Origin of the sequence: Nonomuraea jabiensis (genome assembly GCF_014204795.1) — a bacterium.
Taxonomy (GTDB): domain Bacteria; phylum Actinomycetota; class Actinomycetes; order Streptosporangiales; family Streptosporangiaceae; genus Nonomuraea; species Nonomuraea jabiensis.
This window is the reverse complement of the sequence record NZ_JACHMB010000001.1, coordinates 12,928,615-12,950,652: the sequence shown is the minus strand read 5'-3', so window position 1 is coordinate 12,950,652 and position 22,038 is coordinate 12,928,615. Positions and strand designations below refer to the sequence as shown.

Annotated in this window: 18 protein-coding genes and 2 pseudogenes; 13 read left to right on the top strand and 7 right to left on the bottom strand. The window is 69.5% G+C overall.

The features are described from left to right. The first annotated feature begins 44 nt into the window (after nucleotides 1–44). The 4 genes from HD596_RS59025 to HD596_RS63420 all read left to right on the top strand — a co-directional run bounded on the left by HD596_RS59025 (nucleotide 45) and on the right by HD596_RS63420 (nucleotide 7,029). A complete protein-coding gene (locus HD596_RS59025) occupies nucleotides 45–608 on the top strand; it encodes an HhH-GPD-type base excision DNA repair protein (RefSeq protein WP_185078018.1) in 564 nt (187 codons plus the stop codon). Nucleotides 609–854: 246 nt separating this feature from the next. Beyond that, nucleotides 855–2,951, top strand: a complete 2,097-nt coding sequence (locus HD596_RS59020; protein WP_185078017.1) for a SpoIIE family protein phosphatase — start codon at nucleotides 855–857, stop codon at nucleotides 2,949–2,951. Nucleotides 2,952–3,193: 242 nt separating this feature from the next. Then, the gene (locus tag HD596_RS59015; protein WP_185078016.1) at nucleotides 3,194–4,846 is read left to right on the top strand and encodes an RNA polymerase sigma factor; all 1,653 of its coding nucleotides are present in this window, start codon (nucleotides 3,194–3,196) and stop codon (nucleotides 4,844–4,846) included. 554 nt (nucleotides 4,847–5,400) lie between these two features. Beyond that, nucleotides 5,401–7,029 carry an IS1634 family transposase gene (locus tag HD596_RS63420; protein ID WP_185078015.1) on the top strand — a complete coding sequence of 543 codons (1,629 nt, stop codon included), beginning with the start codon at nucleotides 5,401–5,403 and terminating at the stop codon, nucleotides 7,027–7,029. Nucleotides 7,030–7,491: 462 nt separating this feature from the next. Here the strand turns inward: HD596_RS63420 and HD596_RS59005 are convergent, their stop codons facing one another. Then, complete coding sequence (locus HD596_RS59005) at nucleotides 7,492–8,238, bottom strand: YaaA family protein (protein ID WP_185078014.1); 747 nt, start codon at nucleotides 8,236–8,238, stop codon at nucleotides 7,492–7,494. 350 nt (nucleotides 8,239–8,588) lie between these two features. Here HD596_RS59005 and HD596_RS65470 point away from each other — a divergent pair, with 350 nt between their 5' ends. Further along, nucleotides 8,589–9,329 (top strand): GNAT family N-acetyltransferase, encoded by a 741-nt coding sequence (locus HD596_RS65470; protein WP_185078013.1) that lies wholly within the window; start codon nucleotides 8,589–8,591, stop codon nucleotides 9,327–9,329. A 728-nt stretch (nucleotides 9,330–10,057) separates the two neighbouring features. Here HD596_RS65470 and HD596_RS61125 read toward each other — a convergent pair. After that, nucleotides 10,058–10,288 (bottom strand): DUF7455 domain-containing protein, encoded by a 231-nt coding sequence (locus HD596_RS61125; RefSeq protein ID WP_111176316.1) that lies wholly within the window; start codon nucleotides 10,286–10,288, stop codon nucleotides 10,058–10,060. Between the two features lie 247 nt (nucleotides 10,289–10,535). Between HD596_RS61125 and HD596_RS58995 the strand changes: the two genes are divergently transcribed. After that, a complete protein-coding gene (locus HD596_RS58995; protein WP_185078012.1) occupies nucleotides 10,536–12,602 on the top strand; it encodes a DNA gyrase/topoisomerase IV subunit B in 2,067 nt (688 codons plus the stop codon). Nucleotides 12,603–13,518: 916 nt separating this feature from the next. On the opposite strand, the pseudogene HD596_RS58990 reads toward HD596_RS58995, so the two are convergent. Beyond that, nucleotides 13,519–13,845 (bottom strand): annotated as a pseudogene (locus HD596_RS58990) (RICIN domain-containing protein); the annotation flags it as partial. Between the two features lie 250 nt (nucleotides 13,846–14,095). Here HD596_RS58990 and HD596_RS58985 point away from each other — a divergent pair. Further along, on the top strand, nucleotides 14,096–14,245 hold the full coding sequence (locus HD596_RS58985; protein ID WP_185078011.1) for a hypothetical protein: 150 nt from the start codon (nucleotides 14,096–14,098) through the stop codon (nucleotides 14,243–14,245). A gap of 18 nt (nucleotides 14,246–14,263) precedes the next feature. On the opposite strand, the gene HD596_RS58980 is transcribed toward HD596_RS58985, so the two are convergent. Beyond that, nucleotides 14,264–15,166 carry an AraC family transcriptional regulator gene (locus HD596_RS58980; protein ID WP_185078010.1) on the bottom strand — a complete coding sequence of 301 codons (903 nt, stop codon included), beginning with the start codon at nucleotides 15,164–15,166 and terminating at the stop codon, nucleotides 14,264–14,266. Nucleotides 15,167–15,265: 99 nt separating this feature from the next. Between HD596_RS58980 and HD596_RS58975 the strand changes: the two genes are divergently transcribed. Then, nucleotides 15,266–16,336 (top strand): acyl-CoA dehydrogenase family protein, encoded by a 1,071-nt coding sequence (locus tag HD596_RS58975; protein ID WP_185078009.1) that lies wholly within the window; start codon nucleotides 15,266–15,268, stop codon nucleotides 16,334–16,336. A 284-nt stretch (nucleotides 16,337–16,620) separates the two neighbouring features. Here the strand turns inward: HD596_RS58975 and HD596_RS58965 are convergent, their stop codons facing one another. Next, a complete protein-coding gene (locus HD596_RS58965; protein ID WP_185078008.1) occupies nucleotides 16,621–17,187 on the bottom strand; it encodes a TetR/AcrR family transcriptional regulator in 567 nt (188 codons plus the stop codon). A gap of 94 nt (nucleotides 17,188–17,281) precedes the next feature. Between HD596_RS58965 and HD596_RS58960 the strand changes: the two genes are divergently transcribed. The 3 genes and pseudogenes from HD596_RS58960 (at nucleotide 17,282) to HD596_RS66115 (ending at nucleotide 20,021) form a co-directional block, all read left to right on the top strand. Beyond that, on the top strand, nucleotides 17,282–18,124 hold the full coding sequence (locus HD596_RS58960; protein ID WP_185078007.1) for an alpha/beta fold hydrolase: 843 nt from the start codon (nucleotides 17,282–17,284) through the stop codon (nucleotides 18,122–18,124). Beyond that, nucleotides 18,121–18,728 (top strand): annotated as a pseudogene (locus tag HD596_RS66120) (DUF4158 domain-containing protein); the annotation flags it as partial. The gene HD596_RS58960 and the pseudogene HD596_RS66120, both read left to right, overlap by 4 nt. Further along, complete coding sequence (locus tag HD596_RS66115; RefSeq protein WP_376776178.1) at nucleotides 18,717–20,021, top strand: Tn3 family transposase; 1,305 nt, start codon at nucleotides 18,717–18,719, stop codon at nucleotides 20,019–20,021. The pseudogene HD596_RS66120 and the gene HD596_RS66115, both read left to right, overlap by 12 nt. Here HD596_RS66115 and HD596_RS58945 read toward each other — a convergent pair. After that, nucleotides 19,930–20,424 carry a beta-class carbonic anhydrase gene (locus HD596_RS58945; RefSeq protein WP_185078004.1) on the bottom strand — a complete coding sequence of 165 codons (495 nt, stop codon included), beginning with the start codon at nucleotides 20,422–20,424 and terminating at the stop codon, nucleotides 19,930–19,932. The two genes, HD596_RS66115 and HD596_RS58945, sit on opposite strands and share 92 nt — an antisense overlap. Nucleotides 20,425–20,563: 139 nt before the next feature. Here HD596_RS58945 and HD596_RS58940 point away from each other — a divergent pair, with 139 nt between their 5' ends. Next, nucleotides 20,564–20,890 (top strand): hypothetical protein, encoded by a 327-nt coding sequence (locus HD596_RS58940; protein WP_185078003.1) that lies wholly within the window; start codon nucleotides 20,564–20,566, stop codon nucleotides 20,888–20,890. A gap of 134 nt (nucleotides 20,891–21,024) precedes the next feature. On the opposite strand, the gene HD596_RS58935 is transcribed toward HD596_RS58940, so the two are convergent. Next, on the bottom strand, nucleotides 21,025–21,588 hold the full coding sequence (locus tag HD596_RS58935) for a thioredoxin family protein (protein ID WP_185078002.1): 564 nt from the start codon (nucleotides 21,586–21,588) through the stop codon (nucleotides 21,025–21,027). A 56-nt stretch (nucleotides 21,589–21,644) separates the two neighbouring features. On the opposite strand from HD596_RS58935, the gene HD596_RS58930 reads away from it, so the two are divergent. Next, on the top strand, nucleotides 21,645–22,016 hold the full coding sequence (locus tag HD596_RS58930) for a VOC family protein (RefSeq protein ID WP_185078001.1): 372 nt from the start codon (nucleotides 21,645–21,647) through the stop codon (nucleotides 22,014–22,016). Nucleotides 22,017–22,038 lie beyond the last annotated feature (22 nt).

Genomic DNA, 22,038 nt, shown 5'->3' with positions numbered 1-22,038 from the left:
TTGTGTTCACTTCACCCGGTGCCCATTCGTGCGAAGCTGTCTCCATGCGCATCCAGCTCGCCCAGCGGAGCGAGGCAGACGAGCTCCTCGGCCGCAGCCCGCTCGCCCTGCTCGTCGGCATGCTGCTCGACCAGCAGATCCCCATGGAATGGGCGTTCACGGGGCCGTATACGATCTCCCAGCGTCTGGGCCACGACCTGACCGCCGGGGAGATCGCCTCCTACGACCCGGAGGCGTTCGCGGCGCTGCTGGCCGAGAAGCCGGCCGTGCACCGCTACCCCAAGTCCATGGCGGCCCGGGTCCAGGAGCTCGCCGCCTACCTCGTCGAGCACTACGACGGTCAGCCGGAGAAGCTGTGGGCGGACGCCGCGGACGGCAAAGAGTTGCTGAAACGACTGATGGCCCTGCCGGGATACGGCAAACAGAAGGCCCAGATTTTTCTGGCATTGCTGGGGAAGCAGTTGGAGGTCCAGCCGCCGGGTTGGCGGGAGGCGGCCGGACATTATGGCGAGGAGGGATCGAGCCGGTCGGTCGCCGACGTGGTCGACGCCGACAGCCTGGCCCGAGTGCGAGCCTTCAAGCAGGAGGCGAAGCGCGCGGCGAAGTAGTTGGGGCCGGGGTCTCGGCCCCGGCGATCGAGCGCTGTAACCTGATCTTGCTGCGCAACGTGGAGCGACTTTGACAGGATGCGTAGACCCTAAAGGCGACCGGGCCGCGACGGGGGCTTCCGTCCACACCTGCCCATCGCCGATGATGTACTGCAGAATCCGGTCGCCCGGAGCTGCGCTACGCCGATACACAGTTATGGAGATGTGCCGCGTGGGAGACCCTGGCACGCGACGGAGGTGCGGACCATGAGCGCCGAGACCTCCGTTCCCCGTCCCCGGGAGTCGGATGTGGACATCTCGGACTCCGCTCTGTTCAAGGGCATGCTGTCGGAGGCCGAGTTCGCCTTCGCGTTCTTCGACGGCGACGGCCGCATCCAGCGGGTCAACGACGTGTTCAGCGACGTCGTCAACGTGCCCGCCGAGCGCATGGCCGGCAGGCTGCCGGTCGAGGTGCTGGCCGCCGACCTCAGCCAGATCATCACCCACGCCGTGCAGGCCGTCATCGAGACCGACGCGCCCGTCACCGAGGGCCGCGTACGCGTGCGGACGGCGGAGGGTGACACCAGGCACTGGTCGCTGTCGTTCTCGCCGGTCCACGACGAGGCGGCGGGCGAGTTGCGCGCCATCGCGCTCGTCGGGCTCGACGTGACCGAGAGCCGCCAGACCGAGGAGGCGCTGCGCCGCAGCGAGGAGCGCTACCGCTCGCTCGTCGAGGCCCAGTCGCAGCTCGTCTGGATCACCTCGCCCACCGGCGCGGTCGTCGAGGACGCTCCCCAGTGGCGCGCCATCACCGGCCAGGGCCTGGAGGAATACCTCGCCAACGGCTGGCTGGAGGTCGTCCACCCCGAGGAGCGCCAGCAGACCGAGGAGGCCTGGAGGGAGGCGCTGCGCGGGCGCACCATGTTCGAGTGGAACTACCGCGTGCGCACCCGGGCCAGCGGCTACCGGCACTTCGAGGTGCGCGCCGTGCCGATCATCAGGCACGGCCGGGTCGTCGAGTGGGTCGGCGCCAACACCGACGTCACCCCGCAGCGCGAGGCCGAGGAGATGCGCGGCCGGCTGACCGACCAGCTCGGCGCCGCCGCCCTGCGCACCGCCCGGCTCCAGGGCGCCACCGCGCAGCTGGCCGAGGCCCTGACGGTCGAGCAGGTGGTGCAGGTCATCATCGACGTGGGCCGCACGGCCCTGGCCGCCGACCGCTCGGCCGTGGCGCTGCTCGACCCCGACCGCGCGGCGCTCAAGCTGATCAACGGCGAGGGCATCATGGAGGCCTCCGGGATCACCGGTGACGAGATCCCGCTGTCCCACTCCAACGTGATGACCATGGCCGTCAACAGCCGGCGGCCGGTCTTCGCCGAGTCGCCCGAGTCGCTGAAGGCCCAGCTGCTCGAGGCGGGCGACGACGAGGAGATCCTGGCCAACTTCATCGCCCACGGCGACGAGCGGGCCTGGGTGGGCCTGCCGCTGCTGGCGGCGGGCCGGGCTCTGGGAGCGCTCCGGTTCTCCTTCACCAGGCCGGTGAAGATCTCCCAGGAGGACGGCGTCTTCCTGGAGGCGCTGGCCGGCCAGTGCGCGCTGGCGGTCGAGCGGGCCACGCTGTTCGAGCGCGAGCACCGCACCGCCGAGACGCTGCAGCGCAGCCTGCTGCCCGACCGCCTGCCCGTGATCAAGGGCCTCGTGCTGGCCCAGCGCTTCCGCTCCGGCAGCCGCCACGTCCAGGTCGGCGGCGACTGGTACGACGCGTTCGTCCTGCAGGACGGGCGGGTCGCGGCGGTCGTCGGCGACGTCATGGGCAAGGGCGTCAAGGCCGCGGCGGGCATGGGCCGCATCCGCAACGCCATGCGGGCGCTGGCGCTGACCAACCCGCCGCCCGCGGCCGTGCTGACGGGGCTCGACCGGGTCTTCGAGGCCACGGAAGAGGAAGAACAGGTCACGACTTTGGCGTACATGGTCGTGGAGCCGGTCACCGGCGAGGGCACTCTGGCCCTGGCCGGCCACCCGCCACCCGTCCTGGTTTCGCCGCAGGGCACGGCGATCCTGTGCGACGGCGAGCCCGGCACTCCGCTAGGCTGGCCCACCAGTCGCAGGCAGTTCCGGTTCGTGGTGCCGCCCGGCCATACCGCCGTGCTCTACTCCGACGGCCTCGTCGAGAACAGGAAGCGCGGGCTGGATGCCGGACTGGCAGACCTTTGCAGTGTTGTGACCGAAGCTCCGCCTGAAGTTGTGAGTAGTCCGCACATGTTGCTGGACTTCCTGGTTGACCGGATGTTGTCTGGATATGAACAGGATGATGACGTTACCGCGCTAGCAATTCACGTCCCGCCAGCCACGAAGAGTGACTGAATGAAACAGTCATAACGGTTGCTTTCGGGTATCAGTGCCCCGCTTACGTACGCACTACTGTCTCGGTCGGCCTAGGGTGGAGGTCAACCGCCGGGAGGTGGCCGTACGGAGCGCGGGGTCGTGCCAGAATGCTGTGCAGGTCCGTCGCGGTCCGCACGGCCTCACCGATCTCCGAGAGAGGCAACAGCCCCCCAGCGGGCATCTGGGTCCATAGTCGCCACGCGTTCGTTCGAGAGGTGTTCGTGTCGCCTGCAAGTTCGACTCGCTCGAAGCCACAAGAGCTGAACGAGCCCGTCATTCAGCGACTGCTCGAGCGTGGGCGCTCGCAGGGTTTCCTCGAGTCTGAGGATGTCCGTCAGGCCTTCGAGGAGGCGGACATCCCCATGTCGCACGCCGCCGCGTTCTTGCGGAACCTCAGCAAAGAGGGCGTGACCGTGGTGGTGACCGCCGCGGATTCGGCTGCGCCGAAGAAGTCTCGTGGTCCAGCAAAGCGCCGCACCGCCGCCCCCGTCAAGACCAAGACGGCGGCGGCCGCCAAAGAGCAGCAGCCCGAGACCGTGACCGCGGTCGTGGGCACCGCTGAAGCCGAGCCGGCCGCCAAGAAGGCGGCCCCTGCCAAGAAGGCCGCCCCGGCGGCGAAGAAGGCCGCGGCTCCCGCCGCCGCCAAGAAGGCCGAGCCGAAGAGCGCTGGGCCTGCCGAGACCAAGCCGAAGCCCGAGCCCCGGGCCGACGCGGACGACGACGAGGACATCGAGCTCGACGGCGACGTGGAGCTGGAGGACCTGGAGGATCTCGACGTCGACGACGACGAGATCGTGGCCGAGGACGCCGACTCCGAAGGTGACGACGAGTCCGACGACGACACCGACGCCGAGCCCAAGCCCTCCGAGGTCGCCGCGGTCGCGAAGACCGAGGACGAGGTCCTCATCCTCTCCGACGACGACGATGACGCCCCGGTCGCCCAGGTGGCCGCCGCTGGCGCCACCGCCGACCCGGTCAAGGACTACCTCAAGCAGATCGGCAAGGTCCCCCTGCTCAACGCCGAGCAGGAGGTCGAGCTCGCCAAGCGCATCGAGGCGGGCCTGTTCGCCGAGGAGCAGCTCGGCGGCGGGGAGACCGAGGGGCTGCCGGTCGACGTCAAGGCCGAGCTGGAGTGGATCGCCGAGGACGGCCGCCGGGCCAAGAACCACCTGCTGGAGGCCAACCTCCGGCTCGTGGTCTCGCTGGCCAAGCGTTACACCGGCCGCGGCATGCTCTTCCTCGACCTGATCCAGGAAGGCAACCTGGGCCTGATCAGGGCCGTGGAGAAGTTCGACTACACCAAGGGCTACAAGTTCTCCACCTACGCCACGTGGTGGATCCGGCAGGCGATCACGCGTGCCATGGCCGACCAGGCGCGGACCATCCGCATCCCGGTCCACATGGTCGAAGTGATCAACAAGCTGGCCCGCGTCCAGCGGCAGATGCTGCAGGACCTGGGCCGCGAGCCCACGCCGGAAGAGCTGGCCCGCGAGCTGGACATGACGCCCGAGAAGGTCGTCGAGGTCCAGAAGTACGGCCGTGAGCCCATCTCCCTCCACACCCCGCTGGGTGAGGAGGGCGACAGCGAGTTCGGCGACCTCATCGAGGACTCCGAAGCCATCGTCCCAGCCGACGCCGTCAGCTTCACGCTGCTCCAGGAGCAGCTGCACTCCGTTCTCGACACGTTGTCGGAGCGGGAGGCGGGCGTCGTCTCGATGCGCTTCGGTCTCACCGACGGGCAGCCGAAGACGCTCGACGAGATCGGCAAGGTTTACGGGGTCACCCGTGAGCGCATCCGCCAGATCGAGTCGAAGACCATGTCCAAGCTGCGCCACCCCTCGCGCTCCCAGGTCCTCCGGGACTACTTGGACTGACCCCGCACGAATCCCCCGCCCCGCCCGGTCCCACCGCGCGGGGCGGCGGCTTTTCCACCCCCGGGCGGGGCGTGTCGCGAGCCTGGCGCTCCAGCTTTATTTCGTCGGCGGACTTGTCACACTTCTCCTGCCTCAACCGCGTCATCTGGCGCTCCAGCCCCGCGGCATCGACAGCTCTCTCCGCATCCAGCACCGCCAGCGGATCCTCGGTCGCTGTGGCACCGTTTGCACCTCGCGCGCTCCTGCCGGTGGCGGCGAGCCTGTGACTGCACCCGCCACCCCCGCCACCCCCGCCACACCGACGGATGCCGCCGTCGCTGCACCGTCGATGACCTCGCAGTCCCACCGCCTCATGCACCACGCCACGCCGCCACGCTCAGCGCCACGCCGCCACATCCGGCCACCCCGCCACACCGACGTGACCCCCGCCACGCCCAACGGGCCCCCGCCGCACCCGACCGGAACGCCGCTGCACCGTCGAATGGCTAGCCCCGTTTTCCGCATGTGAGGTTGTTTGAAGATCGCTGGGTTGCTGTGGTGATCGTTGTCGCGGTATGACCTGGCTGGTGAGACAGCGTGCGGAGTGGGGTCGGGCCAGTGTCGAGAAGATACTGGGAGCGTTACCGGTGGTGGCAGGGTTCTGCTCCCGGCTGCGGATCCGGGAGCTGGTGGATGCGGCCTGCCCCGTACGCGATACCGCAGAGCTGACTCATGGCCAGGTGATCGAGGTGCTGGTGGCCAACCGGCTGACCTCGCCCGCTCCGCTGGTGCACGTCCAGGCATGGGCCAGGCAGTGGGCGGTGGGTGAGGCGTTCGGCGTCGAGCCCGAGTTGCTGAACGATGACCGGATCGGGCGTGCTCTGGATGCCATCGCCCCGCATCTGGATCAGCTCGTCGGATCGGTCGGGCTGGCCGCGATCGAGGCGTTCGGTATCGACGTGACCCGCTTGCACTGGGACATGACCTCGATCTCGCTGCACGGCGACTACGACGATGCCGAGTCCGGCTTCGCACGACCCAGGTTCGGTCATCCCAAGGACCGGCGGCCGGATCTGAAGCAGATCCAAAGCGGGATCGCCGTCAGCTCCGACGGCGCGATCCCGGTCTTTCACCGTGCCTACGACGGCGCCGCAGGGGAAGTGGCCCAGGTCATCGGCGCTATGCAGGCCCTGCAACGGCTGGCCGGCCCGCAGCAGGTCCTCATGGTCGGCGATTCCAAGCTGATCTCTTACGCCAACCTGGCCGCGATGATCGCCGATGAGGTGGGTTTCATCGCCCCCGCCTCCAAGATGTTCGTCAGCGCCCAGACGCTGGCCGGCCTCGATCTGGCCACGGCCCGGCCGGTGGATTACATCGCCGCCCGCGACGCCGGCAAGAGCGCCGACCGGCGCGGCGTCTGGCACGTGCGCGAAGACACCATGACGCTGGCCGGGCCGCGCAAGAACGACCCGGTGCTGAGGCTGCGGCGCATCTTCGTGCATTCCTCGGCCCGCGCCCAGGCGGCCGCCAGCGCCCGGGCCAAGAAGCTGGATCGGGCTCGCGAAGATCTGGCCCGGCTGGAACGCGGCCTGGGCAGCCGCCACTATCCCGACGAGCAGGCGGTCACCGACCGGATCACCGCGATCGGCCGCGCCCGCCGGGTGAGCGCCTACCTGACCGCTGAGACCGGCACCGACCGGCTCACCGGCAAGCCCACCCTCGCCTGGCACTTCGACGCCCACGCCCTGGACGCTGAAGCCGCCACCGACGGCTGGTACGCCTTGCTGACCAACCTCGACCCACGTCAGGCCGATACCGAACAAGTGCTGCGCCACTACAAAGGCCAGGAAGCCGTCGAGCGCCGCTACCAGGCGTTCAAAGGCCCGCTGGCCGTCACCAACCTGTACCTCAAGAACAACCGCCGCATCAACGCGCTGATCACCGTCATCTGCCTGGCCCTGCTCATCTTCTGCCTGATCGAACGCCAAGTCCGCCTCGCACTGGCCGCCCGCGGAGCGACCAAGGTCGACGGGTTGTACGCCGGCAGGCCCGCCGTTCCCACCGGCAAGCTCGTCCTGGACGCGCTGACCGGCATCCGGCTGATCCCGGGCATCGGGCAGTCACCCCCGACCATCCCGCAACCCACCGATCTTCAACTCCATCTCCTGGACCTCCTCGACATCGATCCACGAGACCTCCGCTGAAGATCGCTCACATGCGGAAAACGGGGCTAGCCGCACTACCACCGCCCCCACTGCACCACTGGCGCCTGTCACACTGCCGTTACCCTCCACCGCAATGCGGGGCGCCCCGCCACACCGCTGATGCCGCGCTTGTCCAGCGTCCGCGGTCGTACGACGCGCCCGGGCGGCCCTCGATCATGCGGACGCTGCCGACGATCATGGCCCGCAGCCGCAACGCGCCTCCGACGCGCCCGAGGCCGGGGTGAATGCGCCGCGCCCGATCTCGTATCCATGCCCCACCCGCCACCGTGGGCACTCAAGCACCCCGACGGACCGGCCACCCGCGCCGGTTGCGGAGGTGTAAAGACGCACCCGCCGCGGAGGGCCGTCGCTACGGACCGTCACCGTCGAGGGGCGCCATCACCAAGGGCGGGAAACCGGCGGCCCCTGCGATCAGCGACACGCCTGGACAGCCCGCGCCCCTTACGCCGGGTCGGTGACGTGCACATCAAGGGTCCAGGGGCGGTTGGCGCGGGCGGGCTCGGTTAGGTCGACGGTGTAGCCCAGGGCATCGAGGATCTTGGCCAGCTCATCAGGGGTGTCCGGAGCGGCGTCGTGCCCCAGAAGGGCGCGGGCGATCTCGCCCCGGGTCGCCTTGGCCATGTGGCTGACGACCTTGCCGTCCCGGAACACCCGTACCGTCACCGACCGCGCCCCAGGCTGCCAGGCGCTCGCGTACGTGGCCGAACGGAGATCCACCACCAGCCCCGGGACCCGGTCCAGCTCCTTGGCGATCAACGGCCGCCAGAACGTGGCCAGCCCGCCGAGAGGCGGGAGATTGACGCCCATCGAGAGCCGGTACGGCGGGATGAGATCTGTGATCCTCACCACCCCCCACAGGCCGGAGAAGATCAGCACCGACTCCTCCGCCCGCCTCCGCGCCGCGTCGTCGAGGGTCCCCAGCCCGAGGTTGTCGTAGAGGACGCCGGTGTAGAGATCGGCGGCGGGCAGGGTGGGGGCGGTCTTGAGGGCGGCGTTCTTGGCCAGCTCGCCCGCCAGCCCGGGCGTGAGGCCGAGCACGTCGAGGGCGTCGCGGCGCTTGGAGGCCCGTACGAGCGCGTTCAGCACGCGCTTGCGGGCCTTGTCGAGGGCGGGGAAGGACAGCTCGCCGACGGGCGGCCCGCTGCCTTCGGGCGCCTTCCCCTCGGACGGCGGCAACAGGATCAGCACAACCCCCTACCTTATTGCCCCTGGTCGGAGGCTTTCCCGCCGTCCCTGTCACGATCTTTTACGGTGGCCCAAGTGGGCACCACCCGCCGACCGTGGCCGGGCCCTGTCCAGGGTGACGCTCACCGGGTGGACATGGCCGGCCGCCGCAACGGCGCCCACTGGGCCACGTTCTTCGCTGAATCGTCGGCCTCGGGCGCAAGCTCCCCGGCGCGGTACCAAGCCTGCTCGGGCGTCGGCGCCCGGCCCGGCGGCACGCCGTCGAGGTCGTTCTCGGGGAGGCTTCAACCCCGGCAATCGGTGACCGGTATGCAGGAGGGCGGGCGTTTTGGTGGGTCGGCTAGGCTGCGCGGGTGAATTTCGACCTTCTCGTCCATGAGGCCTGGCCCGCCTACGAGCAGCGCATTCACGACGGATGGGTGCTCCGTTACGCCGGTGGCGTGACCAAGCGGGCCAACTCGGTGCTCCCTCTGGACGAGCCCGCCGACCTCGACGGGGCCATCAAGGCGGCGGAGGCCTTCTACGGGGAGCGCGGACAGCGTTGCGTCTTCTCGCTGGGGCCGAACGCCACGCCCGGGCTGGACGAGGAGTTGGAGCGCAGAGGCTATGAACTGGTCGATCCGACCGTCATCATGGCAGGCTCGCCCGCCGTTCCTCCGCTCTCTCACCAGGTGAGGATCGAGGACCGGCCTTGGCAGGGCTGGCTGGAGACGTGGTGGGCCGTGGACGGTCGTTACGGCACCGGGTTCAAGGACGCTGAGCGCATCTGCACCGGGGTGCCCGCCTGGTATGCGGCGTTCGAGGAGGACGACGTGGCGCTGGCCGTCGGCCGGGCCGTACCCCAGACCGGGACGTACGGTGCGTCTCGGGACGATGCGTCTTTGCAGAGTGACACGCTTGGGATCTACTGCATGGCCACCCTGCCCCAGGCCCGCCGCCGAGGACTGGCTCGCGCGGTCATCCGGGCGCTCGTGCGGCATGCGGATGCGAAATTCGCCTACCTGGTCACCACAGCCCCGAACCTGGCCGCGCAGTCTCTCTATCGTGGCGAGGGATTTGAGATCGTGGACCGATACCACTACCGAGTCCGCTGACCGGCCTCACCGTCACTTAGGGCACGGCTGCTGCTTTGCGCACGGCCGCTGCTCTGCTTACGGCCGCTCCTTTGCTTACGGCCGCTGCTCCGCGCACGGCCACTGCTCTGGGCACGGCTGCTACTCCGCGGACGGCCGCGTCGTCGTCGGTCCCGGGTGGCCCTGCGGCTCTGGCGCCCTGCGATGCCGCACACTCGGACGCCGACGCGCTCACGAGGATGACAGCTCGCACGCCGAGATACCTGCGCGCACGCCGCCATCCCCTTGCGTGCACGCCGAGATACCTGTGCGCACAGGGGGACGGCGGCGTGCACACGGGGCGCTGGCGTGCGCAGGGGGCGGCGGTGCGCCAGGGATTGCGGTACTTGTCTGTGGGGGTGGGTCTGTGTGAGCACCCGTATGTCCATACGCACATCTGCGCCTCTGTCCGCGAAGCCGCGCATTTAGCGGGTAATGGCATGTCTGCTCGCGAAGCCGTGCAATCAGCGCGTAGTGGCGTGTCCGCGTGCCAAGTCGCGCGCCTGCCCGCGAAGTGGTGTGTCTGTCGCGTCGCCGCGTGTCTGCGCGTACACCAGCCGTTCAGCTCGCATGTCGCCGTTCTCCATGCATAACGGCGTGTCTTTGGGCATATCCGAGTGGCTGAACGCAGAACGGCGGCCCCGGGCGGTGCCGGGGTCGCCGTTCTGCGTATCGCTATATGTGGTTATCTCAGCACGACAGGCGCTGCGTCAGCGCTCGTCGTTGGGGGCAGTTGAACGGGTTTCGCTGAGTCGAGCCGACTCGTCCAGGATGTCGGCACCCTTTTCGCGCAGCGCTGCGATGTGCTGACGCCCGTGGTGGGCGCAGAACAGCAACTCCCCACCCACAGGCAGGGTCGCGCGAATGTAGGCCTGGGCGCCGCAGCGGTCGCAGCGGTCGAGGGCCGTCAGCGGCTTAACGGGGGCGAGAGCTCCAGTCACGTATCGCCTTTCGGGTCACCCCCGCCGAAGCGAGGATCTGGCGTCAGTCACTTGGAACAACATCTAACCGGACGTGGACGTTCCCAACCGCCCCCTCTCTACGCCCAGAGCGGAATGTGTCCCAAAGTAATGACGATCAGCCGGTTGGTAACGGCAAACGCGTCGGCGTGGCAAGCTTGTACGCGCGCGTGTGGGAAGAACGGTAAGCTACGCACACGTGTTCGATGCCTAGACCAGGGGAGCTGGAGTGACGCTAGTGGAGGCGGGTTACACGGCTCGTCACCTGTCGGTGCTTGAGGGCCTGGAAGCGGTTCGCAAGCGCCCTGGCATGTACATCGGGTCCACCGACAGCCGCGGGCTCATGCACTGCCTCTGGGAGATCGTGGACAACGGCGTCGACGAGGCGCTGGCCGGTCATTGCGACCGCATCGAGGTCGAGCTCTACGCCGACGGCTCCATCGAGGTGCGCGACAACGGCCGGGGCATCCCCGTCGACATCGAGCCCAAGTCCGGCCTGGCCGGGGTCGAGCTCGTTTACACCAAGCTGCACGCGGGCGGAAAGTTCGGCGGCGGCTCCTACGGCGCGTCCGGCGGTCTGCACGGTGTCGGCGCCTCCGTGGTCAACGCGCTGTCCTCGCGAGTGGACGTCGAGGTGGACCGCGACGGCCTGGTGCACGAGATCAGCTTCCGCCGCGGCGTCCCCGGGATCTTCGACGGGCCCGGACCGACCGCGAAGTTCAAGAAGAAGTCCGGCCTGCGCCTCGGCGACAAGCTCCCCAAGAACGTCACCGGCACCCGCGTGCGCTTCTGGGCCGACAAGCAGATCTTCCTGCCCGACGCCGAGGTCTCGCTCGACGAGATCCACGTGCGCCTGCGGCAGACCGCGTTCCTGGTGCCCGGCCTGACCCTGGCCGTCTATGACAGCAGGCAGGAGGAGCGCACCGAGGAGGAGTTCCGCTTCGACGGCGGCATCTCCGAGTTCACCGAGTTCCTGGCCCGCGACGAGGCCGTGTGCGAGGTGCTGCGGCTGCAGGGCATGGGCCACTTCCACGAGACCGTGCCGGTCCTCGACGACCAGGGCCACATGACGCCCACCGAGGTGCAGCGCGAGCTCACCGTCGACGTGGCGATCCGCTGGGGCAAGGGCTACGAGTCGACCGTCCGCTCGTTCGTCAATGTGATCTCCACTCCCAAGGGCGGCACCCACCTGACCGGGTTCGAGCGCGGCCTGGTGCGCACGATCAACGAGTTGCTGCGCGAGACGCGCCTGCTGAAGAACGGCGACGACCCCGTCACCAAGGACGACATCTCCGAGGGCCTGACCGGTGTGGTCACGGTCCGGGTGCCGGAGCCGCAGTTCGAGGGCCAGACCAAGGAGGTGCTCGGCACCTCGGCGGCCACCCGCATCGTCTCCCACGTGGTCTCCCGCGAGCTGAGGGAGCTGTTCACCAACCCGCCGCGCGGCTTCAAGCAGCCGCTGCGCGCCGTGCTCGAGAAGATCGTCGCCGCTGCCAAGGCCCGCATCGCCGCCCGCGAGCACCGCGACAACCAGCGGCGCAAGAGCGCGCTGGAAAACTCGGCGCTCCCGGCCAAGCTGGTCGACTGCCGCAGCGACGGCATCGACCGCAGCGAGCTGTTCATCGTCGAGGGCGACTCGGCGCTCGGCACCGCCAAGCTGGCCCGCGACTCCGAGTTCCAGGCGCTCCTGCCGATCCGGGGCAAGATCCTCAACGTCCAGAAGGCGTCCGTGAGCGACATGCTCAAGAACGCCGAGTGCGCCGCCATCATCCAGGTCGTCGGGGCCGGGTCGGGGCGCTCGTTCGACATCGAGGCCGCCCGCTACGGCAAGGTCATCCTCATGGCCGACGCCGACGTGGACGGCGCCCACATCCGCTGCCTGCTGCTGACCCTCTTCCACCGCTACATGCGGCCGATGGTCGAGGCGGGGCGCGTGTTCGCCGCCGTGCCGCCGCTGCACCGCATCGAGCTGACCAACCCCGGCCGGGGCAAGGACAAGTACATCTACTGCTACTCGGACGCCGAGCTGCAGAAGGTGCTGCGGGATCTCGAACGCCGGGGCAAGCGGTGGAAGGACCCCGTGCAGCGGTACAAGGGTCTGGGCGAGATGGACGCCGACCAGCTGGCCGAGACGACCATGGACCCGCGCCACCGCATCCTGCGCCGCGTCCGCATCGAGGACGTCGAGGAGGCCGAGGCCATCTTCAACCTGCTCATGGGGAGCGAGGTGGCGCCGCGGCGTGAGTTCATCGTCAACAGCGCCGCCGAGGTCGACCGCGACCACATCGACGCGTAGCTGCTCCGCGGTCCGGTGGGGACGCGTGGCTGCTCCGCGGTCCGATCGGGACGCGTGGCTGCTCTTTCGTCCGGTGGGGACGCCTTGCGGTTCTGTCCCGCCGGTGGGGACGCCGTAGCGGTTCTGCTGTTGCGGTGAGGTTGGGTGGGCGGCTGGCGGCTCGGAGACTGTCCACGACGCCCAGTGAGAGACCGCCGCGGGCGCCCAGGGAGAGGCTGTCCCGGGGCCCAGGGAGAGGCTGTCCCGGGGCCAGAGACCCCAGGAGGTCCAGAGGAGGCCCCCAGAGGGCCCGGGGAAGACACCTGTCCCAGGGGGCCGGGAGAGACTGCCCAGGGGCCAAGGAGACGCTCTGCGGGGCTGGTGAGGTCGATGGGGACGGTCTGAGGAGCTACTGAGGCACGCGGGCGCGGCTCTGGGGCGTCATGCAGGGCCGTTTGGCGATCTCCTGGAGTCATGCGCCGGGTCGGGGCTCATCGCGGCCCCTCGAGGCTCTGACGCGCGGAGCGGGGCTCCAGATCCCTATGCGTCCCTTGCTCGCTCCTCCGTGACGGTCCGAGGGGCGTTGATGTGGGCGGCTCGGGGTTGTCCGGGGGCTGCGGTGTGCGGGCTGGTCGCGTCGTCTCAGGGGCTGTGGTGTGTGGGCGGGCTCGCGTCGTCTCAGGGGCTGTGGTGTGCGGGTTGCTTGCGTGGTCTGAAGCCTTTGGTGCGTGCTGGGCTAGCCGGTAGTGACAGTCCGGGCTTTGGACGTGGGCCGCCCGGTTGTGGCAGTCCGGGGCTCTGGATGTGGGCTGCTCGTTGTGGGGGCCCTGGGCTTTGGAGGCGCGGGCTGGTCGGTTGTGGAGAGGGCTCTGGATGTGTGGCTGTGGTCCCTCTGGGTGGTGACGTGCGGTGTTCTCGCTGCTGCGGTGCTCTGGGCTCAGGTGTCGGGCGTGGAGCGGCGGCCGAGTCCGAGTTGGAGGGGGTCGGGGTCGGCCGCCGGTGAGGTGTGGTCAGGGCGGGGGATCAGAAGAAGAGGCTCTGGCTGGGGGTTGCTGTTGGAGTTCGCCAGGCGCTGGCCCGTGCCGTAGTCGTTGCGCTTCCAGTACCAGAGGCTGTTCTGGTGCTTGGAGTTGCACGGCCACCGGATCACCCGGGCGCCGGCGCGGGTGTCGGCGCCCGCGACGTTGAGGCACTGTCCGCTGTGCCGGTTGTAGATCAGGTAGCCCCAGCGGCCGACCTTGTCGAGGTAGGGGCCCTTGATGTACCACTCCTGGTTGTGCCGCTTGCCCGGAGACTTGCAGTCCCAGCGGTCGACGGGAGTCCGCTTCGGTGGCGAGACCGCCGACCACCGCGGTGGCGGTCACGGCGGTGGCGGTCTTCACGAGTGTCCTCATGGCCCGCCCTTACCCGCAGGGCGACCGTCCATGAGTACCCGGCCGTCTGCTCGGCGAGGCCGCAGAGGCCGAGCGCGTGCTGCCGCTTCCCGCCGTGCTCGCAGTGGCCGGCGTTCCTGGGTGACGGACGCGGAGACGGCTTGGTCGGCTCAGCGGTTCATCGCCACCGGCGTCACCGGCATCCTCGCCACCGGCGTCACCGGCATCCTCGCCGCCGTGGCCGTCATGCTCGCCGGCGGCTTCGCCACGATCCGCCGCCTGACCGTATGAGACCGCACCGCGGATGTGTCATCGGCTGGCCGCGGCGACCCGCATGTTCTGCCGGAATCGGCCCGGTGAGACGCCGTACTCCCGCCGGAAGGCGTTCGCGAACGCGAACTCCGTCGAGTAGCCGACCTGCCGGGCGATCGCCGCCAGCGGCGCCGAGGTCTCGCGCAGCAGGCGGGCGCCGAGGGTGAGGCGCCATCCGGTCAGGTACGTCGCCGGCGGCTTGCCGAGCAGGTCGGTGAACCGCCGGACGAAGGTCGTACGGGACATGCCCGCGATCTCGCTCAGCCGCTGTACCGTCCACCGGCCGTCCGGCGCGTCGTGGATCGCCCGCAGCGCCGCGGCGATCCCCGGATCGGTGATCCTCGGCCACGCCTCATCGCCGGACTGCTCCTGCCAGTGGCGCAGCGCGTGGACGAGCGTGAGGTCGACCAGCGCGGACCGCGTCGCCTCGTCACCCGGCCGGGGCTCGGACACGTCGTCGCCGAGCAGGGCCGCCAGCGACCGAAGCTGCGGGTGACGGTCGTAGTCCGGTGAGATCGCGATGACGTCCGGCAGGGCGCGGAGGAACTGGTGGACCTTGCCGTTGTCCAGGCGGTAGGCCCCGCAGAGGAACTCGAAGTCGGACGGGCCGGGACGCGGCGGCTCCGGGCCCATGCTCGCCACCGGCAGTGTGCCGAGCGCGCACGGCGTGTGGCTGAGCCCGTGCTCGGTGCCGTACGGGACGAGCACGACGTCACCCGGGTGCAACGCGATCGACTCGCCGCCTCGCAGCACCAGCCAGCCGGTGCCGCCCAGGACGAGGTGGAACCCGACGCCCGCGAAGGAGGGGTAGCGGGCGCCCCACGACCCGGACTCCGTGATCCGGCGAGCGTAGGCGTTGCCGGCACGGACGGTGCCGATCACCTCGCTGATCATGTCCATGAACGGATCGTAGGCCGCGCGCCGCCGCGAAAGGGGACGTACGCGTATGCGTCCGGGCCGATCGGACATGGTCGCCGGCGGCCGCGCCTGGTTGGGTCGATGGACGTGACATCCGACACCATCCCTCAGGACCAGCTCCGCATCCTCCTCGATAACGCCGAGAAGACCGAGCGGCAGGACCGCCCGACCGCCGACAGCCTCGAGGTGGTCCGCCGTCACGGCGGGTTCGCCCTCAGGACGCCCGAACGGTTCGGCGGGGCCTGGGCCGACGCCGGCACCGTCACCCGCCGCCTCGCGGAGGTCGGCCGGTACTGCCCGTCCACCGCCTGGATCGCCGGTACCTGCGCGACCGGCAAGACCTTCGTCGAGGAGGCCTTCCGCGACGCGGTTCCACCCGACGTCCACGCCGACCCGGACGCACTCGCCTGCGGATCGGGCCGGCCGGACGGCATCGGAACACCCGAGCCGGGCGGCATCCGGATCAACGGCCGTTGGCCCTACGTCTCCGGCTGCGAGGACGCGGTCTGGGCCCTCCTCGGATTGATCGTCGACGGTACGTTTTCGATCGCGGTGATCCCCCTGGCCGACCTGTCCGTCGAACGGACCTGGCACTCCGCCGGCATGCGTGGCACCGGAAGTCAGACCGTCGTGGCCCAGGACCTGCTGGTACCGGCGGAACGAGTGAGCCCGGCCGGGCCGCCGACACCCTCCGCCAAGGTCTTCTACGGGCTCACGGTCCTCGCCCCGGTGGTCGGCGCGGCACGCGGCGCGCTCGACGTCGTGCACGCGCTGTTCGCCTCGGACCGCAAGCCGTTCATGACGGCGTACGCGCGGATGGGCGACTCGCCCGCGGCACGGCACTGGCTGGCCGAGGCGACACTGCTCGTGGACCGCGCCGAACGCACCATGCTCGCCGCCGCGCAGGAGGTCGACGCGGGCGACGTCTCGGCGGCCGGACGCGCGCGGCTGGAGATGGACCTGTCGTACGCCGCCCGCGACTGCCGGGCCGCCGTGGAACTGATGCTCGACCTGCACGGGCCCAGCGGCTTCGCCACCGGCAACGCGTTGCAGCGGTACTGGCGGGACATCGCCGTCGGCGGCCGCCACCCGCACCTGCGGACCTACATCGCGACGGAGGACCATGGCCGGGCGCTGGTCGCCGAGAGCTGATCCGCCCTCAGGCTCAACCGTCGACGGTCGCCAGGGCGGCGTACTCCTCGTCGGTGACCCGCTCCGGCCAGGTGGTGCCGTCGCCGCTCCCGTCGCCGACCACGGGGGCGATGTGGGCCATCAAGGTGGTGTCGGCCCGTGAGCGGCAACCGAACGGTCAACGGCGATAGCGAGCCGGTCCGGGTGGTGTTACCGCCGCCCACCGGTCCGATGTGGGTCGTGTTGCCGAGGGTTCGATCATGTAACGGTCTAGTGACTCTGAGTCGCTTGTGTGGTGGTCCGCCCTACGTTGCGGGGCATGCCGCCCCGATGAGGGTCTCGGCGGCGGCGCGGGCGTGGGCGGCCGTGGCGGGGTCCCCGGTGATGGCGGCCGTGGTCTGGGCGCCTTCGGCGAGCAGGGCCAGCTGCGGGGCGAGGTAACCGGGACCACCCGCCTCGCGGACCAGGTCGGCGACATGGCGCTGGAAAGAGGTCTTCTGCTCCCTGACCGCCTCGGCGACCCGGCTGCTGCCACCGGCCAGTTCGCCGAAGAAGTTGATGAAGGCGCAGCCCCGGAAGTCGTCCTGGCGGAACCATTCCGCCAGAAAGTCGAAGACGGCCAGCATCCGGTCGCGCGGCGTGCGGGCGGCGGCGAGGGCGCGGGCCACGCCGGTGTCCCACTGCTCGGCCCGGTGGCGGAGCACTGCCAGGACGAGGTCGTCCTTGGAGGGAAACAGGGCGTAGATGCGCTTCAGCGAGACACCCGCCTCGGTGCGGACGGCGTCCATGCCGACGGCCTGGACGCCGTGGGCGTAGAACAACCGGTCGGCGGTGGAGACGACCTGGTCACGTGCTGTTTCCTCATCGATCACGAGAGCTCCAGTTGCGCAGAGAACCAGCGTTCTCTACTGTAGTGGACATACGCGGAGAACGATCGTTCTCCAGCGGATAGGAGGGAGATTTCTCATGGGCCACATCAAGGTAGGCACCGAGAACAGCACCGACGTCGAGCTGTACTACGAGGACCAGGGATCCGGTCAGCCGGTCGTCCTCATCCACGGCTACCCCCTGAACGGGCACAGCTGGGAGCGTCAGACGCGCGAGCTGCTCGCCGCCGGCTACCGGGTGATCACCTACGACCGCCGCGGCTTCGGCCAGTCGAGCAAGGTCGGGAGCGGGTACGACTACGACACCTTCGCAGCCGACCTGAACACGCTGCTGGAGACGCTTGACCTGCGCGAGGCCATTCTCGTCGGGTTCTCCATGGGCACCGGCGAACTCGCCCGCTACGTCAAGAACCACGGCCACGAGCGCGTCGCCAAGCTGGCCTTCCTGGCGTCGCTGGAGCCGTACCTGGTGAAGGCGGACGACAACCCCGCCGGAGTACCGCAGTCGGTGTTCGACGGCATCGTCGCCACTGCCCGCGCCGACCGATACGCCTGGTTCACGCAGTTCTACAAGGACTTCTACAACCTGGATGAGAATCTCGGCACGAGGATCAGCCAGGAGGTCGTCGCCGCCAACTGGAACACCGCCACGACCTCCGCCCCGGTCGCCGCGTACGCGGTGGTGGCGGCGTGGATCGAGGACTTCCGCCAGGACGTCGCGGCGGTGCGCGCGGCCGGAAAGCCGTCACTCATCCTGCACGGCACCAGGGACAACATCCTCCCGATCGACGCCACCGGGCGTCGTTTCCACGAGGCGTTCCCGGAGGCGCACTACGTCGAGGTCGAGGGCGCCCCGCACGGCCTGCTGTGGACGCACGCCGATGAGGTCAACGAGGCACTGCTGGCCTTCGCCGCCAAGTGATCCCGCCGCCGGGGTGGCACTACCCGCTACCCCGGCGGCTGCCTGGCCACGGCGTGCGGCTCGTCCCGGGTTGTTCGCTCAACCGCAGCCCTAGCCCGCCCGCGAAGTCCCTGACCAGCCTTCCCTGCCCAGCACGAACGACGAGAAGGACATCAACTCACGCAACGCCCTCTGATGATGAAGAGGCCGCGTACGGGCGGTACGCCGGGGCTCCGTCGCAGGCGGACCTGGAGCGGTTGTTCTTCCTCGATGACGAGGACCGCGCGCTGATCGACCGCCGCCGCGGCGAGCACATGAAACTCGGGTTCGGCCTGCAACCGGTGACCGTGCGCCGGCTCGGGGTGTTCCTGGAGGACCCCTTGGATGTGCCGGTTGCGGTGCTGGATTTTGTGTCCGAGCAGCTGGGGATCACCGATCCGTCGCAGGTGAAGAGGTACACCGAGCAGGCCAAGACGAAGCTGGATCACCAGTGGGAGATCCGGCGGATGTACGGGCTGGAGGATTTTCGGCGGTCGAGGACGAGCTGCGGGCGTGGGTGGCGGCCAGGTCGTGGACGTCGGGGGATGGCCCGAAGGCGATCTTCTTCGACGCGGTGGCCTGGCTGCGGGAGCGGGGTGTGCTGCTGCCGGGGGTGACGACGCTGGCGCGGCTGGTCGCTCAGGTCCGCGACGAGGTGGCCAAGCGGCTGTGGGGGGCTGGAGGGGCTGCTGACAGTGGGCCAGCGGTATGTGCTGGACCAGTTGCTGGAGGTGCCGCGCTGCCGCCGGTGCACCTGCCTGAGGTGATCTTGGAGGTGATGTCGTGGGAGCCGTCCCTGGTGGAGGCGTTTACCGCCGTGTCGGGCGGCCGGTCCCGGCTGGAGGATCTGCCGATCTCGATCGCCGCGTGCCTGGCCGCGCACTCCATGAACCTCGGTTACCGGCCGATCGCCAAGCAGGGCGTGCCTGCGCTGGAACGTTCCCGGCTGTCGCACGTGTTCCAGAACTACTTCCGGCCCGAGACCCTCGCCCCGGCGAACGCGCCGCTGGTCGCCCGCCAGGCCGGGCTCGCGTTGGCCCGCGCGTGGGGCGGTGGGATAGTCGCCGCGGTCGACGGGATGCGGTTCGTGGTGCCCGTCCCGGCCGCGTTCGCCCGGCCCAACCGCAAGTTCTTCGGATCCAGTCGCGGGATGACCCGGCTCAATGCCATGAATGATCAAGGGATCGGGCTGGGTGCGAAGATCGTGTCCGGGACGATCCGGGACTCCCTGGGCTGCTGGAACTGCTGCGGATCTCCTACCGGCCCGCTCTGGCGGACCTGCCCGACCAGAAGGGCTGGCGAATCAGCGCCAGCGCCGACTACGGGCCGCTACACCGGCGAGGTCCGCGCCCACGACGTGGTCACCATGCTGCAGCGCGATGGCCATCCCACCGCGCTGGGGGAGGCCATCGCCGCCTACGGCCGCATCTTCAAGTCCTTGCACATCCTGGCTTTCATCGACACCGACGAGACCTACCGGCGCGACATCAACCACGGTCGGCGGTGGGTTGGGGTGGAAGGGATAAGTGGCGCCAGACCGTGCGCCATTGCTCCACCTGCTCCCGTACAACCCCCCGGACAGACGCCGCATCGACGGCGAGCCCGCCCACAACCGCAACCGCCGCAGTGCCCCCACGAAGTCGCCCGCGCTGGAGCCATCGGGAACGGGGGGAGAGCTCAGATCGCCCAAAGCACGTCCTCTCGTATGCGCCCAGGGCGGGTCCGGGGGCGCCCGGTCATGCTGTACGGCCGCACAACCGGGCACCACTCAGGTCAGGTGAATTCTTCTAGAACGCGGCAGGCGTCAGCCGGCCCGTGCGGACGTCGTAGATGGCTCCCGCGACCGGCATGCCCTCCGGCAGGAACGGGCTGGTCCTGATGCGGATGAGGTCGTGGCGGAGCGCCTCGTTCTGGTCGGGGACCGTGTGGAACTCCAGGCTGCGGGTGTCCACCCCGCGTTCCTGGGTGAGGGCGTGGACGTCCGGGTCGGTGACCTTGGCCATGCCGCAGTCCGTGTGGGGCATGACGAGCACGCGTTCCACCCCGAGCAGGTAGACGGCCAGCACCAGGGTGCGCAGGACGTCGTCCGTCACGCGGGCGCCCGCGTTGCGCAGGATCTTGGCGTCGCCGGGCTTCAGGCCCAGCAGGCCGAGCGGGTCGATGCGGGAGTCCATACAGGTCACGACGGCCAGCCCGCGGCCGGCGCGCCCGGTGAGGTCGGAGCTTCCGAACTTCTTGGCAAACCTCGCGTTGGCGTCATACAGGTCGTCGAACGCACTCATGCAACAAATGATGCACTGCGCCCCAAAGCCAGTGATGAACGGGGTGGCGACTGGCTGGAGTTGGCAAACGTCCCACGAAAAACCGTCACCTTGCGTGATGATGTCGTAGCCGTATGTACGTGATCGAAGAAGGTTAGTCGTGAGTAGGTCCGAATCGCTCGCCGCGTATCTCCGTGCCCAAGCCCGGCGCCGCCTCGACCGCGTGGAGTCCAAGGACGGCGGTCGCAACGCCAGGCTGGCCCTGGCTCTCCTCGACACCGCCGCCTACGCGGCCAGCCTGCCCGAGGACGATCCGCTGATCCTCATGCTGGACCAGGCGGGCTGCTACGGGCCCCTGGGGTGCGAGAGCTTCGACCCCGGTGAGGCCGGTAACCAGCTGATCCGCCACTGGGACGGCGGGGAGCCGCACGAACTGCTGCTCGCCCTCCCGCCCGCCGTCGGCGCCGCCGGCGCCGCCGGCGCCTGAGCGGCTCGTGGGCTCCGCCACGTGGGTGCCGCCGGGTTCGAGAAGGCCGAACCCGGCGGGCCCGAGCCACCCTCTCCCGGCTGCGGCGCTCGTATTCGGTCGACGCGGGCGGCGGTGAGCAGGGCGAGACCGGATCAGGCGGGAGCGTTGCCCGGCTTCCACTTGATGCCGCAGCCGAGCGACGGGTTCTGCTCCGCGGGCACCGGCTCGCCGTCGAGCACGGCGTCGATCGCCGCGCGCAGCGACTCGCCGGTCACCGGCACCGAGTTGCCCGGCCTGGCGCCGTCGAACTCGCCCCGGTAGACGAGCTGCAGGTGCGCGTCGTACAGGAAGAAGTCCGGCGTGCACGCCGCCCGGTAGGCCTTGGCGACCTCCTGGGTGTCGTCCAGCAGGTACGGGAACGTGAACCCGGCCCGCGCGGCCTGCTCCGCCAGGTGTGTCGGATCATCGTCCGGGTAGTTCACGCTGTCATTGCTGCAGATGGCGACGATCGAGAGCCTGGCGCCGTAGTCGGCGGCCAGGGCGCCGAGGCCCTTCTCGATGTGCCGCACATACGGGCAGTGGTTGGACAGGAAGACCACCAGAGTGGCGGGCGAGCCTTTGAGATCCGCGAGTGAGACATTGCCGCCGTTGATGGCGGTCAGGTCGAATGCGGGTGCTGGGGTGCCGAGCGGCACCATGTACGAGTTGGCAGCCATGACATCCATTGTTGTCTGCCGACGTGCCCGCAAGACGAATATGAGAGGTGAATCGAGTGAGTGGCATCGCGCAGTTCCGCACTGTCGTGCTCGACTGTCCCGACACCAGGGCGCTGGCCGAGTTCTACTCCCGGCTGCTGGGATGGCCCGTCATCCACGCGGATGACGAGTGGGCGGTGGTGAGCGACGGCGGGGCTCCCAAGCGCGTGGGGTTCCAGCGCGTGCTCGACTTCCGGCCGCCCACCTGGCCGGATACCGAACGCCCCCAGCAGCTCCACCTCGACGTGACGGTGGTCGACATGGACGAGGCGGAGAAGCAGGTGATCGAGATCGGCGCGACCAAGCACGAGCACCAGCCGAGCGAGGACGACAGCTTCCGGGTGTTCCTGGACCCGGCCGGGCATCCGTTCTGCCTGTGCCGCGAATGACGTGAGGGGCTGTCCCCGCCCC

Coding starts and splice junctions, on each gene's coding strand:
- HD596_RS58975 (WP_185078009.1), top strand. CDS start 15,266: ATGGACGTGACATCCGACACCATCCCTCAGGACCAGCTCCGCATCCTC.
- HD596_RS58945 (WP_185078004.1), bottom strand. CDS start 20,424: ATGAGTGCGTTCGACGACCTGTATGACGCCAACGCGAGGTTTGCCAAG.
- HD596_RS58935 (WP_185078002.1), bottom strand. CDS start 21,588: ATGGCTGCCAACTCGTACATGGTGCCGCTCGGCACCCCAGCACCCGCA.
- HD596_RS63420 (WP_185078015.1), top strand. CDS start 5,401: ATGACCTGGCTGGTGAGACAGCGTGCGGAGTGGGGTCGGGCCAGTGTC.
- HD596_RS59020 (WP_185078017.1), top strand. CDS start 855: ATGAGCGCCGAGACCTCCGTTCCCCGTCCCCGGGAGTCGGATGTGGAC.
- HD596_RS58960 (WP_185078007.1), top strand. CDS start 17,282: ATGGGCCACATCAAGGTAGGCACCGAGAACAGCACCGACGTCGAGCTG.
- HD596_RS58980 (WP_185078010.1), bottom strand. CDS start 15,166: ATGGACATGATCAGCGAGGTGATCGGCACCGTCCGTGCCGGCAACGCC.
- HD596_RS59025 (WP_185078018.1), top strand. CDS start 45: ATGCGCATCCAGCTCGCCCAGCGGAGCGAGGCAGACGAGCTCCTCGGC.